The following is a 16,568-nucleotide window of genomic DNA, read 5'->3' as shown; positions in this document are numbered from 1 at the left end:
CAATCAAGTTGCCGTTTTCATCTACTCCTGTTGTACCTACAGGAGCTGTGTACTCTGGCTTCTCAGACTTAGGCGCTTCATCTGGAACAGTACCTACAGGTTCAGTGTATGCTGGTTTTTCATGAACTGCTGGTTCAACTAAATTACCGCCAATTGGAGCTGTATATTCTGGTTTCTCATGAACTTCAGATTCTACCAGATTACCACTAGCTGGTGCTGTATGTTCTGGCTTCTCAGCTTTAGGCGCCTCGTCAGGGACTGTGCCTACCGGTGCAGTGTACTCTGGCTTCTCTGATTTAGTTGTCTCGTTTGGAACGGTGCTTACAGACTCTGGATTTTTAGGTTTTTCTGCTTTAGGCGCTTCATTAGGGATACTTTCCTGAGTTTCAGATACTGGAACATTTTTTGTCCCCTCAGCTTTATGTTGAATTTCTGAAATTGCATCATCATTAAGGGGTAAGTATCCAATATAACGATACCCAGCAATTTGAACTACTCCTTCATTACTTGGAGCTTTCAAAGGATTGCTTAGATCGAGAGCTTGCATACTAGAAAGACTAATCAGTCCAATCGTAGTAACTAAGAACAGACTAGCAACTTTTTTATTTTTATGAACCAAAAGGACTAAACTACCAACAGCTAATAGACCTAAAGCTGTAAGCACAGAAGTCGATGAACCTGTCGCAGGAAGAGTTTCCTGCTGATAAATAAGAGCATAAGTTACCTCATTATCAGTAGGAATTCCTGCTTGAATCTTGCTTTGTTCTTCCTTTGTAAGATCGCTTTTTTCAACATAATGATAGGTAGAAGCATGAATGATTGACGGCGCAACCAAGATACTTCCGAGTAATACCGAACCAACAATCCCACAGATTTTTCGGATCGAAAATCGTTCTTTTTTAAATAATGACAAGCGTAATCACCTTCTTTAATTTTATTTCCTAACAGTAAAAACTATTTTTTATTCTCAAAAATTGAACTTCTAAAATCATCGGTTTGGTCAAGATAAGCTTTAAAGATTGCTTTTTTCAGTTTATAAACTCTACTATTCGTATCCGGGTATTCTTGTGCTCGATAATCTTCAGCATCTTTTTTAACCGCTTCTCTAATTATACTTCTTAACTTATCGATATTATCAATAGTTATTGTCTCTTGACGACCCCAATTGTTAGGGTTTACAAAGCTAATTCTTGATAATTTATTGAATTTATTTTCTCGTTCTTTATACATCGCTTTTTTAAACTCAACCCAAGAAGAATATTCATCATTAAATACTTTTTTAAGCACTAGTTTATCTGTGACCAATCCTATTTCTTTACCATATGAATTAATCTTGCTTCCATTAGCTTTTGCTTCTTTTTCATACTGATTAGAAATATACGGAACCATACCTTCTTTATATCCTTTAGCAGCTAATAGTTCAAATGCCATACGACGCCCCATTAAATCACCTGGAGTTCCTTTATCACTACTTAAGGCAGAATATATAGGTGAGAAAAGATTAATTGTGTAGTATCCATTTCGTTTATACTCACCTTCATTTATATATTTTCTTCTTGTGATTATATCGTTTTCTATTAAACTATTGAAAGAGGTTAACTTGTTTAGCTCATCAAGATTTAATCTACGAACAACATTTGTTGCATAAACTTCATTTCCATCAGGATCAGGTTTATACTCATTCTCTATTTTCCTTAATAGCTCCCCTTTCTCATTGGTATCTAAGTTAACTACTGCTTCTCCTTCTAATTTCTCAAGTGTATAAACTAAATCAAATAAGTTATGCATATATTTACGCAAGTCTTCTGCACTATTAAATTGTTGAGTTGGATCAGCTACTTGAAGTCTTGTTGAATTTTCTGAATCCTCATATTTCAATATAGAGTTAATCGTAATAGTAGGGTCATTTGGATGATCAGGAGCTTGAAGTAATCCTTTCGCATAAAACTCTGGTCCTAATCCGCTTCTTCTTCCATATCCTCCAAGATAAATCTCTCTATCTGAGTTATGTGTCATTTCATGAGTATAAGTTACCGCTCCAGATTTATCTAACATACGATAAGCCATATAGTAGAATGCGTCACCTGTTGCATATGCACCATTAGCGTTGTGAACAACATTATTTCCAGCAGGGCCAAAGAAGTTTTTAATAGCTGGATGATTAGTTTCAAAGTTAGCTTCTTGTAACTTATTATCTTTATCATTTCCAAATCTAAATGCATCATAAACTAGTACACTTCTATATAATTTTTCTTTATTTTCTTTATCTAGAATTTTATACCAATAATCATAATGATCTCTAAATCGTTTAGCCGCTGCTTCTGCATTCTCTTCTACAAATTTATTTAATTTGTCTCCCTTAGGATAGTCAGAACTTCTATATCTATCATAAGCACCAAATCCTATAGTTGAAATATTGGCAATCATAAATATCATTTTTTCTTCTGGTAAAGTTAATAACGGTAAGACCATACTTTGATATTTCCATGATGGACTAGTTAATCTATCATATACCCCAATAGAATATTTAGTTCCCTCTTTCCCTTGTTTTTCTCTTACCTCTTCAATTGTAGATTTTTCTTCTACAATATATGCTCTTGTTTGTTTTTTAAACCACTCATTGTTAGAAGTTTTTGGTAAGAATACTTTTCTATATCCTTCTAATGCCTTGAATAAAGTTTCTGTCCCATAATTCTTCGCTAACAATACATTATAAGTAATAACGTTATTTTTAGCTAATAAATTATTAAATCCAGATCTACCTAGTTCAATAACATTATCTAGAGCTGAACTATTTGATTTACCAAAGAAATCCAAGTGATACATTATTAAATCTTTAGCATTGGTTTCTCCATAATTAAAATTATACCAGCGTTCAAGATATGTTAAACCTAACAATAAGGCTTCCTTATTATTCTTAATTTTCTCAATTACATAATTATCTATTATCTTATTGTTATTTTCAGCTACTGCCGCATCTGCTGAAAGAAGTTTTGATAAACTATCTTCAATGTTTGCTTTTGTTTTCTCAAATTGTTCATCTAGATATAATTCTGTTAGTTTTATATTACTAGAGATATCTAATACTTTTCTTATCTTATCTGAGTTGTAATTTACAGATTTCAATTCTGATACAACGCTATTAATAATATTATTGTAATTATGTAATAATGTGTTAGGTGTATACATTAGCTTTGTATTAGTTATTTCATATTCTGCTACTTTAGAGAAATCTTGTCGATATTTTATATCTAATGTTTGAGTAGTATTATCTGAATAATGAAGTAATAGTTTATTAATTCTTTGTTTATCTTTATTAATATCAGTAATTACGTCTTTATCACTCATTGGAACTACAGACACAAGCTCTTTAGTAAATAAATCATTATTAGCATCTACTAAATTACCATACTTGACTATAGTCTCTCTATTGTAGAAAGGTAATAATTTTTCAATATTTTTATATACTCTTAATCTAGAAATATCAGCATCTTTTAAGTTTTTATAATCTGTTTCATATCTAGATGAGAAGTTAAAGTCTTCTATCTTAGTATTTTTCTTAGGAACAAGTTCAGCTTTTTTCTCTGCAACTTGGTTACTTTCAAGTAATGTACCTCTTTGTTCTTCTGAATCTTTACTAAGTATTTCGTCATCTACTTGAACTACTTTTACCACCTTATTATTTTTATTACTATACGTGTTAGTTGCTTTTATACCGTCAAAATTATAACCAGCAATAGCATTACCATTTGTTACATTTACGTCGCTTAATACATTTGTAATTTGACCTGAGTTACTTACTTCAGATGAACTATTATCCCAAAGATTACCTACAACTCCACCAACTTTACCAAAAGGCTTCACATTATTAAGATTACCTTCAGTATAGCTATTACTAATCGTTGCTTTTTTATCAACAACACCTGCTATACCACCAACAACCTGATCTCCTGTATTAGCATTCGTAGCCATATCAATAGATGAAACTGATCTATCGATTAAAGCACCAGCACCTGAAAGTTTCCCTACTAATCCTCCAATTTGGTAAGTTGATTTTGTATCATAAGTATTAGTTATTCTACCTGTAAAGCTACTATTCGAAATAGTAGAATTATCAACTTGTGAAACCAATCCACCAATACTACGTTCACCAGCAATTACACCAGATGAATGAACATTAATAATTTTAGAACCTTTACTCGCCATTTTCGCTATTGTAGCTGCATCTTCTTTAGAAGAAACATTCGCTTCTTTTATTGAAAGATCTTTTACTGTAGCACGGTTTAAAGTTCTAAATAATGGTTTTTTCAGATTATATATAGCGTAGTACTTATCATTATTTTTACCAATTAATGTACCTGTAAACTCATTACTAACATAACTTTCTTGACCATCTTGAAGTTCTACTTCACGAGCATCCATAGTTGCTCCTAAACGAAACTCTCCAGAAGGATTACTATTCATTGCTTCGACTAAATTTTTGAATGATGTATAAACGCCATTTTCACTTCTCACCATCTTAGGTAGGTAGTAAGTGTAATTGTCTAAAGTACTATTGTTTTCATGTTGAATTAAATCATTAGCTTGTCCTACAATTTTATAAACATCTTGATTATCTTTTGTAGCACTTTCAATACTCTTAACGGGTAACATAACATCTTTAAAATTCTCCGATTTTACTTTCATAAAGTAGTTACTAGGATTATTTGGAACCGTATCAAATGAGGTTACATGTCGATATTTATTATTTTCTAAAGTATACAATTCTACATTAGAAATATTTCTAAGCTCTAGTTTCTTGTCGACTTGTTTTTCTTCTTTAATTTTATCTTTAGGACGTTCCGCTTCCCCATTTGTAGGACTTACCTCATTTTCAGGTTTAGTATCTTCTGCACTAGGTTGTTCGATTTTACCAGTATATTCTTTCGGTGCTTCTACTTTCTCTGGCTCGACTATCGCTCCGGCTTGCACCCCTGTGTATTCTGGCAGCGGAGCTACTTGTTCTGGTTCTACTATTGCTCCGGCTTGTGGACCTGTGTATTCTGGTAGGGGTGCAATCTGCTCAGGTTCAACAATAGCTCCAGACTGTGGACCTGTGTATTCTGGTAGTGGTGCAATCTGCTCAGGTTCAACAATAGCGCCGGCTTGTGGTCCTGTATATTCTGGAAGCGGTGCTACCTGCTCTGCTTCAACGATAGCTCCAGCCTGAACTCCTGTATATTCTGGTAGTGTTGCTGACTGCTCTGGTTCGACTACAGCTCCAGCTTGTACGCCTGTGTACTCTTTTGGTGGCTCTACTTTTTCAGGTTCAACAATAGCTCCAGCTTGTACACCTGTATATTCTTTTGATGGTTCTACTATTGCTCCGGCTTGCACTCCTGTGTATTCTGGTAGGGGTGCTACCTGCTCTGGTTCAACAATAGCTCCGGCTTGTGGTCCTGTATATTCTGGTAAAGTGGCTACCTGTTCCGGTACACCTTTATCACTTACAACTGCTTCTGGCAACTCTGGTTGAACTTCCGGTACACCTTTATCACTTACTACTGCTTCTGGTAATTCAGGCTGAATTGCTGGTTCAACAATAGCTCCAGACTGTACGTCCTTATGTTCTACACCAGTCTCAGGTTGGTCCTTTATAACTTGAGGTTTTTTGTACCTTTTTCGACTATTCTTGTAACAGGCGCAGTCGTTGAAGTTGAAATAATTTCTCTAGAAACTTCTTCCTTGTTTACAGAGAATATTCTGATGACTTCAACTTTCTTACCTAATTTACCTTCTTGTTTGACTCTTACAGTTCCTTCAGCTAAATCAGGATTCTCCTGAATTTCTTCTTGAAAATCTATTTTTGTCTCTATAGCTTCCTCACGATATAAGAGTTCAGGTTTGTTCAACTGACCTGATAAAACTTCATCCTGTGGATTTAGTGTATTTACCCCAGTCTTTTCTTTTGGAGAAACCTTCTTGTCTTTATTCGTTTTTAGATTCTTATGTTCGGCTAATTGTTCTTGAGAATTTGAAGATTGTTTCTCTTCTTTTGTTGGATTGGTTAATTCTGTAGAGAGAGGTTTTTCAACTACTTGGACTTCTGTGGACTTAGTTGAAGAAACAGGTTTTTCTTCCTGAATTGTTTGTACCTTTGATGGATTCTCTACAAAATTTGGTGTAACATTGTAATCTACCTTTTGTTGATTTTTAGAAGTAGCTACTGATTTCTCTTGATTACTTACTTCGGAATCAGAAGTAGTTTTCCCCTCTTTGATATATCCAATATAAGTGTAACCTGAAATCTCTTTAGGAAGAGGTAATTTTTCTCCTGAAGTTAATTCATAGTCCGTATTGTAATTCAGTAAGAGATTATTTTCTAAAGCATGAGCTGAAACTAAGACACCATTTCCTATCCCTGCAACCAATACTAAATGTAATACCGTTTTATTCTTAACTTTTTTCTTAGAAACAGCAAAAACTAAAATCCCCAGAGCTGCTAAGCTAGCACCAGCAACTAAGGCTTGCACCTCATTCTTGCTTCCAGTATTTGGCAATTCTCCCAATTGATTTTGGGAATTTAATTTATAAACAAGATAATAAGTCTCATCATCATTCTCCACGTATGTCGGAATATCATAGACAAGCTGCTTCTTTTCTTCTGATGATAGCTCTGAATCTGTTACATATTTATAGTGAACACCTTTAGTTTCTTGAGCATCCACAGATGAACTAGCTAATACAGACATAAAAAATAAACTTGAAATCGTTGCAGATACAAGTCCTACTGATAATTTTCTAAATGAAAAACGTTCTTGTTTTTCACCAAAATACTTTCCCATGATTCCTCCTTGAAATACAATTTATAAATGTTACAGAGACCTTTATTATATTAGTGTATTATCTATAAAAAAGGCAATATACCTTAATTATACTCTTTATTTACCGAAATGTCTTAAAATTGCGTAGCGTTTTCATACTTTGTTTTATATTATTTTGGGGATACAGTAACACCTACCATGGCATTTCCACGGCAGGTGTTACTCATATCACTAATCGTTCTAAAAATGGTTTGAGGCAGTTGAGGAGAATACCTTCTATCCAGCTTTCTTGTGCTGAGGATAGATGTTCTGTCTGGAGGCTTTCTTTTAAAAAGTCTCGGACTTGTTCTGGTGCGATTTCAAATTCAAAGGCTTTCATTTTATAGAAAAAGTCTAGCAGATGGTCTGATAAGTATTCAGTTGAAAAAGGCACTTCTCCACTTTTTCGATATTCTAATAAGAGCCGAGCAAATCTGGCTTTTTCTTCAGGAAGCTCACGAAAATAGGAATTGAGGAGCCAGGTCTGCTTCTGCTTTCTTTCAATTGGATCCTGACTAGCAATTCGTTGGTCTTTTTCCAGCTCTTTTTGGTATTGTTTGGCCTTGATAGCCCGTTCTGTCCGATTTTTACCAAAAAGAATTTTCTCCCATTTGCGTTCTTCTTGAGTCAGGGTCTCTGTAAATCCAAAGTAATCTTGATAGGCACGCTCTGCTGGGCCCATAGCTAGAACCAGATTGTCTGCATATTGCTTGGCGATTTTATCTCTCTTTTTGCGCTCTTTCTCTGCCTGAATACGGAGTTCTTGTTCGTAGTCAATTTTATCTTTTCCTAGTTTGACAAGGTAGAGTTGGTCATCTGGTTTTCCAAGTAAAAAGGGTTTGATACATTTTTCAAGAACTTCTTCCATCCGAGCCTTTTTCTTTGGTTCCGCCTTGGTCCAACTTCCTCCTTGAAAGACTTCTAGGAAGAGCTGGTAGTCTCTATCAGGGGAGAACTGATTGCCACGATTAGGTTTAAAAACACCTTTTTCCCAGAGCCACTTTAGAAGTCGCTCGTCAAAGTCACTTTTGTTAACCTTGATTTTTTCCTTTTTCTGGGCTTTTCTGGTCAGATTTTCAGCCTTTCTGAGTAGTTTTTCTTCCTCTTCCAATTGCTGGTCAAGGGTCAATCGATGAAAATGCCGAACACAATCACTACCAATCGGAAAGAGGCGTTGACCTGTGACACCGTTAAAGAGTTCGTAAGCGTATTTGATGGCATTTCCACACACACAATTGCTACGGCCGATACCGTTAAAAATCAAGGAAACTTCATTCCATTCCTTGGTAGCTTGTTCCCAAGTATCAGATTTTGAAGCCTGTAAAACCGCATCATGCAGGGATTTTCTAACCGGAAGTGTCATGAGGTCTCCTTTCTAATATTCAATGAAAATCAAAGAGCAAACTAGGAAGCTAGCCGCAGGCTGCTCAAAACACAGTTTTGAGGTTGCAGATAAAGCTGACGTGGTTTGAAGAGATTTTCGAAGAGTATAAATTATACTTTTACAACTTGAACCTCGTCTTTACCGAGTAAAATCAAGTATTTTTCAATATTTTCAATCGAATAGGCTCGTGATAAAGCCTCTTCGTATAGGGCTAACTGACCACGATAGCGGTCTATGAGTTGACTTGGATCATCATAGCGGTCTGTCTTATAGTCGAACAGAACGATTTTATCCTCGTAAAGCAGATAGCCATCAAGGATACCACGGACAACGAAATCTTCCTGACTCTTTTGGTCTCGTTTGAGCATAGAGAAAGGTTGCTCGCGATAAAGATGGTTGGTATTAGCGAGAATTTCCTGACCGAGCGCTGTGTCAAAGAATGCAAGAATTTTCGAAAGATTAATCTTGCATTTGACAGCTTGGCTGGTTTGAACTTGTTTGAGAGTTTCTGTCAGGCTAGCAAGCGTTGGTCGCTGGCTGAGGTCAATTCTCTGCATCAGTTCGTGGGTAGCACTACCAATCTCAGCTCCTGTTACCTTTTCTTTGCTTGAAAAATCTGGTAAATCAAAGTTGATTTTCTTGTCTACTGACTGGCCTTGACCTGCAATCTCGACACCTTCCATATCCATAACTGGTTCGTAGAATTTCTTGATTTGACTTGGGGTTTGAACACTAGGAAGTTCAATAGCTGCGCGATGAAGAGTATTATAAACTTCCACTTCTTTCAGCATTTCAAGAGCTTCTTTAATGGTTTCTGACTGACGATTGTCTGCTTGGGAGCTATCTTGGAGAAGACTCTTGGTTTCCAACTGACCGATAGCTTCTCTAGTCAGCTGATCTTCACCAACAAAACGATAGCTAAAGTTGAGATTATCCTTTGCAAATACTTTACTGATAGCCCAAATCCAATCTTGGAAATTACTTGCTTGAAGTCTAGTGTTGCTGTTTAGTTTTCCATTTTTAGCTGCAGGAAATTCTTTGCCCTCCAGCTTTTCACGAGAGCCCTTACCGATAAGATAGAGCTTTTTCTCAGCCCGCGTCATGGCAACATACAGCAGACGCATCTGCTCTGAGTAGCTTGCCAGCTGTAATTCCTCTTCGTTCTGTCTATAGGTCAGGCTAGGAATGGAGAGTTTGATGGTTTTAGGATAGTGATTTTCGACTGCTCCTGTATCCATCTTGGCAATGTATTTGACACCTAGTCCATTTTTACGGCTGAGAATGACTTCTGACATGCTGTCTTGCTTGTTAAAATCCTGATCCATATTGAGTATAAAGACGTAAGGAAACTCTAGCCCTTTACTCTTGTGAATGGTCATGAGCTCTACTGCATCTTTTGGCGGTGCGACGGCCACGCTTGCCAAATCGTGCTGGGCTTCTAAAACTTGGTCAATCATACTAATAAAACGTGACAAGCCTTTGAAATTACTCTTTTCAAACTGGTCAGCTCGCAGTGCTAGGGCATAGAGATTAGCCTGTCTAGCAGGACCATTTGGCAAAGCCCCAACATAATCATAATAAAAACGGTCATTGTAAATCTTCCAAATCAAGTCATAGAGGGAGTGGGTTTTGGCATACAAGCGCCAAGAATCCAAGATATCCATGAATTGGTTTAGTTTTTCAGCTAAATCAGTATGAATTAAGTTTTTCTGGCTTGTTGCAAGTTTTTGAGCATTGACCAGTTTCTCATAGAGATTTTCTTGGACTTTATCCTCTGCTTTCTGAAGGGACAAACGTGCTAACTCGTCCTCATCAAAGCCAAACATTGGAGACTTCATAAGGGCAACCAAGGCATAGTCTTGCAGGGGATTGTGAATGACACGAAGGGTGTCTAGCATGACTTGCACTTCTAGGGATTGGAGATAATTGTTTTGCTCTCCATCGGTTTTGACAGGAATTCCATACTCAGACAGGGCGAGAAGAATCTGGTCATTACGACTGCGACTGGAGGTCAGAAGGGCAATTTCTTTAAAGGAAACACCTTTCTCCTGATGAAGTTTCAGAATCTCCTTGATAACTAAGCGCATTTCGCCTGTTAGTTTCATTTCTGCCTGCCCCTCTTCTTCCTCACTTGTGTCGTCCTTGTCGTAGAGGAGAAATTCTGCCTTATTGTCTGTATTAGGAATCAGTTTGGTATTGGCAAAAACAAGCTGGTGCATGTTATCATAGTTGATTTCTCCGATTTCTTGGTCCATAAGACGTTCAAAAACATCATTGGTTGCTGATAGCACTTCTGAACTACTACGGAAATTTTCCTTTAGGAGAATCAGCTTGCCTTCTTGGGGATTTTGCGCATAGCGTTGGAATTTTTCATTGAAAATCTGCGGGTCTGCCTGACGGAAACGGTAGATAGATTGCTTGATATCCCCCACCATAAAGCGATTATGGCCATTAGACAGCAATTCCAGCATCCGTTCTTGAATGTGATTGGTATCCTGATACTCATCGACCATGACTTCGTGGAAACGCTCCTGATAAGCCTCACGGACTTGCGGGAAATTCTCTAAAATCTCGATAGTGTAATGGCTTATATCAGCGAATTCAAAGGCATTTTCCTGTCGTTTTCTCTGACGATAAACCTCCACAAAATCACTCATGAAGGTTTGGAAGGTTTTAGCTAGTTTCCAAGTGTCTCCATGATAACGTTCTTGATAGTCGAGAATGGTTATCTGGTCTGCTAGTTGTCCTAGCCTAGCAAACTGGGTCTTTCTCTCTTCGTTGTAAGCATCAGCCAGAAGCTTCAAATCAGCCTTACGACTGGCATTCGTCAGAGCTCGACCATTTTTTTCCTTAGAGATTGCGACAACACGCGCAAGCCCTGCTTGATAAGCCTGCCTATCAGACTCTTGATTTAAGGAGCCAATTTCATCCAGAACTAACTGAACATTTTCTAAATAAGCAGCCTTTACAAATTCCTTGGCATCATTATCCAGATGATAACGGAAGAAACTTTCCAAGTCCCAAAGGGCTTGCTGGATTTGCTCAGTTAGTTTTTCTTTTTCATTCGTAAAATCAGCTTTCTCAAAGCCTTTGAGGAAAGATTCACTCAGCCATTTCTGAGGATTGCTGGTGGATTGGAGAAAGTCATAGATTTTATAGACCTGCTGGCGTAGCCCCCGTTCATCCTTGCCACGTCCAGCAAAGTTTTTCAGTAAATGACTAAAGGTCTCTTTCTGTTTACCTTGGTAATGGGCTTCAAATACCTCATGGAAGACTTCGTTTTTGAGAAGAAGTTGCTCGCTCTGGTTTTGTAAAATACGGAAATTAGGCGCAATATCAATCAGATAGCCATGTTTACCAAGGAATTTTTGTGTGAAAGAGTCCATGGTTCCGATGGCAGCGTTGGGTAGGTCTGCCAACTGGCGACCCAAGTGTTGTTTGAGGTCAACATCGCCACTTTCTTGAATTTGTTGGCTGATTTTCTTCTCCAAACGTTCTTTAAGTTCAGTCGCAGCCTTGACGGTAAAGGTTGAGATAAAGAGTTGAGAAATTTCGACACCACGCGCCAATTGGTCCAGAATGCGCTCGGCCATGACAAAGGTCTTTCCAGAACCAGCCGATGCTGAGACCAGAATATTCTGGCCAGAAGTGTAGATAGCTTCGATTTGTTCGGCAGTTTTCTTTTGTTCCTTGCTCGAATTTGCTTCAGCTTCTTGCAATTTTTGAATTTCTTCCTCAGTTAAAAAGGGAATGGACTTCATCGTTTCAACTCCTTTCTCATTTTTTCAAACCAAGCTTGCTTGAGTTTTTCTCCGATCAGGCGCTTGCCATCAGCTAAGTCCAACTTTTCTAGGAAACGGGCTTGGCCCAAGTGATAATTGGCTTCAAATCCTGTGATGGCTTGGTGTTGCTGGACGTATGGGGCAATACTTCTGCTATTTTCGGTATAAGGGTTAATGGCGAACTGGCCTGCTAAAATCTTCTCAGCAGCTTTCTTGTAAAGACAGGCATTGTAGTCCAGTAGGAGCTGAAATTCCTCATCTGTCAGCTGATTAGCCTTGTTTTTGTTGTAAAAATCGCCCAAATGACTGCTTTCTTTTTCTAAAAAGAGTCCTTGGTATTTCATAGATTTGCTGGCTTCTACGACTGCACCTGCCAGACTTTTAACCGCCATCAAAGATTGGACGGGTTCAGCCATTTCCAAGTACATGGCACCAAAAAAGTTCTGCTCCCCTTCTCTTTTTAAGGCAGCTAGATAGGTTGGCAACTGGGAATTGAGCCCATTAAAGAAATGAGGAAACTGGAACTGAGTCAGACTGGATTTGTAGTCTACTACTCCTATCGCTCCATCAGCTTTCAAACGGTCAATCCGGTCCACCTTGCCTCGTACAAAGACACTGCGACCACTGTCCAATTGAATAAAGGCCTGCTCTTTTCCACCGAAATTCGCTTCCTCTTTGATGGTTTCGATGGCTGGATTGTGTCGGAGAATATGTCCAGTCGTCCGTGCGACATCAAGCAGAACTTCCTTGGTGAACTGGGCTTCTAAACTTTCTTGATAAATAGCCTCAAATTCGCGTTCTTGACTGGTTTCTTGAATAGCTTGTTCTAAACGTTGGTCAAAAGAATCTTCGTCAGGCAACTGCAAGGCACGTTCAAAAATGCGGTGCAAAAAATTCCCGTGACTACGGGCATCTGGACGCAGGCGTAATTCTTCTTGCAAGCCTAAAACGTAGCGAAGAAAATAACTGTATTGGTTCCGGTAAAACTCCGTCAAACCAGATGTAGACAGGTAAAACTCCTGATCAGCAGGATAGAGCGCCTGCAAGGTGTCCTTAGCCAACTGCTTACTGTTTGGACTGGTTGGGAGAGCTGGATTTTCCAGACCTTGCTGATCTAGTTTTTTACCCATGACACGCGCCAGAACCTTAACAAAAGTCAAATCTTGCTCAGTATCGCTCGCATCTCCCTGCTGGTGATAGGCAACTAGACTAGACAAAAGACTATGATAGGACCCAATATCTTCCTTAGACAGCCCTTTGTGATTCATCCTCTTCTCTTTCCGACTAAATCCAAAATGGACCAACTCTTGAAGATAGGCAGATTCCTTACTTTCACTTTCGTTAAAAAGGCTTGGAGCCGACAAGACCAACTGCTTACGAGCAGAATTGACCAAGGAAAGCATAGTATAGCGATTTTTCTTGAGATTTTCACTACTAGCAATCAGCAATTGAACGCCTTCTTCGGTCGCTTGATTTAGGTTTTGCCTTTCTTCATCTGTCAAAAGGCTAGTATTTTGCGCAATTTTTGGTAAATTGTCCTGAGTCAGCCCTATGGCGTAGACAAAGTCAGCCGTTAAGGGAGCAATCAAATCGTAACTCTGCACCAGAACGGTGTCCACTGTTGCTGGAATGGTACGGTACTGAGATAGGCTCATTCCAGAATGGAGCAAGGCTAGGAAGTCCTCCAGACTAACCTGTGAACCAGCAAAAACAGTCGCAAATTGTTCTAAAACATGACAGAATGCCTTCCAAACCTCGGCTTGTCTTTCCTGTTCAAGAGCTTCCATAGTGGCTGTCAAATCTTGCAACTGCTTGGTCACAGCTCCTTCTTTTAGAAAGCTATTCCACTTGTACAAGAGATTTTCAGCCTTTTGTTTTCGGCTAGCAAAAAGAGTCTCAAGAGGGGTTAAAATACGCAAACGAAGAGCATTCAAACGTTCCAGATTAAATTTTCCATGGTGGGATTTGGTGAAGGTTTGCTGAAAGGCTGGTAAGCCATTGATACCAAGATAGCGAATATATTGCTCAAAAGCATCAATATCAGCCTGACTAAGGTCGGTATATAGACCTGTTCTAAGAAGGTTTATCAAATCCTCTTGACGGAAACGATAGCGTTTTAAAGCTAAAATAGACTCGACAAACTGAGTTAAAGGGTGGTGCGCCATGGATTCGCTTCTACCAAGATAGAAAGGAATCTGATACTGGTCAAAAATGGTTTTGAGAGATAACTGATAAGAGGCCACATCCCCCAAGAGAATACGAAAATGCTTGTAGCTCAGGTCTGAGTTCTCATGTAATTTCTGGCGAATGCTGCGGGCTACTAGCTCCAACTCCTCCTTTTGTGTCAAACAAGACCAGATTTGTAAGTTTTCACAGTCTTCATCATTCACCTCCAATGTTAATTCTGAAAAGTCATAGGACGATTCCAATAAACGAGAGGCCTTATCAAAACTATCCATCTTCTCATGAGTCTGAGAACGGTCTTGAGCAGGAATTTGGTATTTAGAGGCTAGATGATGGAGAAACTCCACACTGGCTTGATAGAGATTGCCCTCGCTAAAGGGACTGGTATAAGCTTTCTTACTAGCATAAGCCCCGATAACAATCTCAACACCCTTGCCATGAAGTAGGTCCACAATTCGCTCTTCCTCAGCAGAAAAACGGGTAAATCCATCAATAACCAAGGCGATTTGAGTAAAATCACTACTTACCTTGTCATTCTCAATAGCCGCAATCAATTGAGACAATTGACTTCCCTGAGCCAACTGCCCCTGATTGAGATAAGCCGTTACCTTCTCAAAAATCAAGAGTAAGTCTGCTCGCTTGTCCTCATCCGTCAAACTCTCCAAGTCCAAAAAATTCATCTGAGCTTTGGTCATCTCGTGGTAAAGCTCGATCAACTGCTGGATAAATTGAGGATCCTGCTTGATGGCACCGTATACTCGTAAGTTTTTGGGATCAAGTTCGGCAAGACATTTGTAAAAGGCCATCCCAAGACCAATGTCATCTAGACTGGTCTTAGCAGGTAAGTCATTCAAGACTAGGTAACGAGCCATTTGAGCAAAGCGCGTAACAGTAATCTCAAAAGAAGCATACTGGGACAAGCATTCCAGCACGGCGCGTTCCTTTTCAAAAGAAAGAGAGTTGGGGGCGATGTAGAAGACCCGCTTGCCCGCAACAACTAGCTCCTCCGCCTCTCTGGTTAGAATTTTAGTCAAAGAAGTCCGAATATCAGTATAAAGTAATTTCATCTCTGCCTCGTTGGAATTTTTCATTACCTTTTATTATACCATGATTAGCCTCGTAAATCCGTTAAAATATTTAGGCCATCCTTTCTTTTCTTCATCATCTGCTAAATCTTAAATACTTAGCTTTACTTGTATTAGATAGAATAAATCTGCCTACTGAAAATCACATAATGAAAAAAGCCTCGGTAACAAGGCTTTGAGTTTTATGATTGTTTCTTAGGTACGGAATACACTTCAATGTGTTGTCCTAGTACCTTGATGTCGACTGGTAGATTATCTGATTTATCGCCATCAACATCCGACTCTAATTCGATATCAGAAGAAATTTTAATAGTACGCGCTTTTATATATTCAATATTTTCATTCTCTACAAGATCTCCTTTTAACAAATTCGGAATCAAAGATAATTTAGAGAATATAGAAGCATCTTTCAAAATTAGAATATTTGCATATCCATCCTTGTTTTCTTCAAAGATTTTTTTATCTGCAAAATAATTTGTTAGAAGTACTAAAACATGACTTGCTTCCCCAAGGTAATTTCCATTTTCGGTTTCAACTTTAATGTTAAAGACTTGATCTGTCATGACAGACTTCATGGTATTAACTGCATAAGCCAAGATACCAAATTTCGTTTTATCTTCAATTTCAACATTATGAATGGCTTCAGGGAGAGACCCGATACTAAAGATATATCCAAAATAGTGACCATTTGCTTTTCCGATATCAATCTTATCAGTTAAATTGAAATCTAGTTCTTCAATAGCTCCGTCAATATCTTGATTGATTTCTAAAAGTTTTGTAATCAGGTTACCAGTACCACCTGGTATAATTCCCAGTTTAGGAATATAGTCCCTTTCAGCAATCCCTGAAATAACTTCATTGACTGTACCATCTCCACCAAAAACTAGAATTGATTCATATCTTTCTCTAGCAGCTTCTTCTGCGAAATTTGTAGCATCTTTGGCTTTTTGAGTAATTTTAGTTTCCACATCATCAAAATACTCTCTTGCTTTATTCTCCAGCTTCTCTTTGTAATCTAAAGCTTTTTCTCCTCCAGAAGTTGGATTGATAATTAGCATTATTTTTTTCACTCTGTATTTTCTCCTTAAAATTGAAATAGAAAGGTTATTCTCGATGAAAATCAAAGCGTAAACTAGGGAACTAGCCGTAGGCTACTCACGACACTGGTTTGAGTCTGTATATTAGCCTGATGTGGTTTAAAAAGATTTTCTAAGAGTATTAACCTGATGACACATGATATTTGCGTATATTGCTATTATACAATGAAATGTTAAAAAATAGAAATAAATTG

The 16,568-nt window shown here is 38.1% G+C and carries 5 protein-coding genes and 1 pseudogene; all 6 read right to left on the bottom strand.

The window, feature by feature from the left end:
• Positions 1–913: SIALI-17 repeat-containing surface protein (locus tag HT697_RS01545; RefSeq protein ID WP_173261838.1), on the bottom strand; the 913-nt coding region annotated here is incomplete at its 3' end.
• Between the two features lie 41 nt (positions 914–954).
• Positions 955–6,824: pseudogene (locus HT697_RS01540) on the bottom strand (ZmpA/ZmpB/ZmpC family metallo-endopeptidase).
• Between the two features lie 202 nt (positions 6,825–7,026).
• The gene (locus HT697_RS01535; protein WP_173217868.1) at positions 7,027–8,205 is read right to left on the bottom strand and encodes a hypothetical protein; all 1,179 of its coding nucleotides are present in this window, start codon (positions 8,203–8,205) and stop codon (positions 7,027–7,029) included.
• A 131-nt stretch (positions 8,206–8,336) separates the two neighbouring features.
• On the bottom strand, positions 8,337–11,987 hold the full coding sequence (gene addA, locus HT697_RS01530; protein WP_173217866.1) for a helicase-exonuclease AddAB subunit AddA: 3,651 nt from the start codon (positions 11,985–11,987) through the stop codon (positions 8,337–8,339).
• On the bottom strand, positions 11,984–15,259 hold the full coding sequence (gene rexB / locus HT697_RS01525; RefSeq protein ID WP_173261835.1) for an ATP-dependent nuclease subunit B: 3,276 nt from the start codon (positions 15,257–15,259) through the stop codon (positions 11,984–11,986). The genes addA and rexB overlap by 4 nt, the downstream gene beginning before the upstream one ends.
• Positions 15,260–15,459: 200 nt before the next feature.
• Positions 15,460–16,347: a YegS/Rv2252/BmrU family lipid kinase gene (locus tag HT697_RS01520; RefSeq protein WP_173261831.1), complete on the bottom strand. Its 888-nt coding sequence runs from the start codon at positions 16,345–16,347 to the stop codon at positions 15,460–15,462.
• Positions 16,348–16,568 lie beyond the last annotated feature (221 nt).

The sequence above is a fragment of the Streptococcus sp. 1621 genome, assembly GCF_013276615.1.
Lineage (GTDB): Bacteria > Bacillota > Bacilli > Lactobacillales > Streptococcaceae > Streptococcus.
This window is presented reverse-complemented; position numbering and strand designations above follow the sequence as displayed.

What these genes read in the sequence shown, in the direction of transcription:
- HT697_RS01535 (WP_173217868.1), bottom strand. Translation starts at nt 8,205, where the DNA reads ATGACACTTCCGGTTAGAAAATCCCTGCATGATGCGGTTTTACAGGCT.
- addA (WP_173217866.1), bottom strand. Translation starts at nt 11,987, where the DNA reads ATGAAGTCCATTCCCTTTTTAACTGAGGAAGAAATTCAAAAATTGCAA.
- rexB (WP_173261835.1), bottom strand. Translation starts at nt 15,259, where the DNA reads ATGAAATTACTTTATACTGATATTCGGACTTCTTTGACTAAAATTCTA.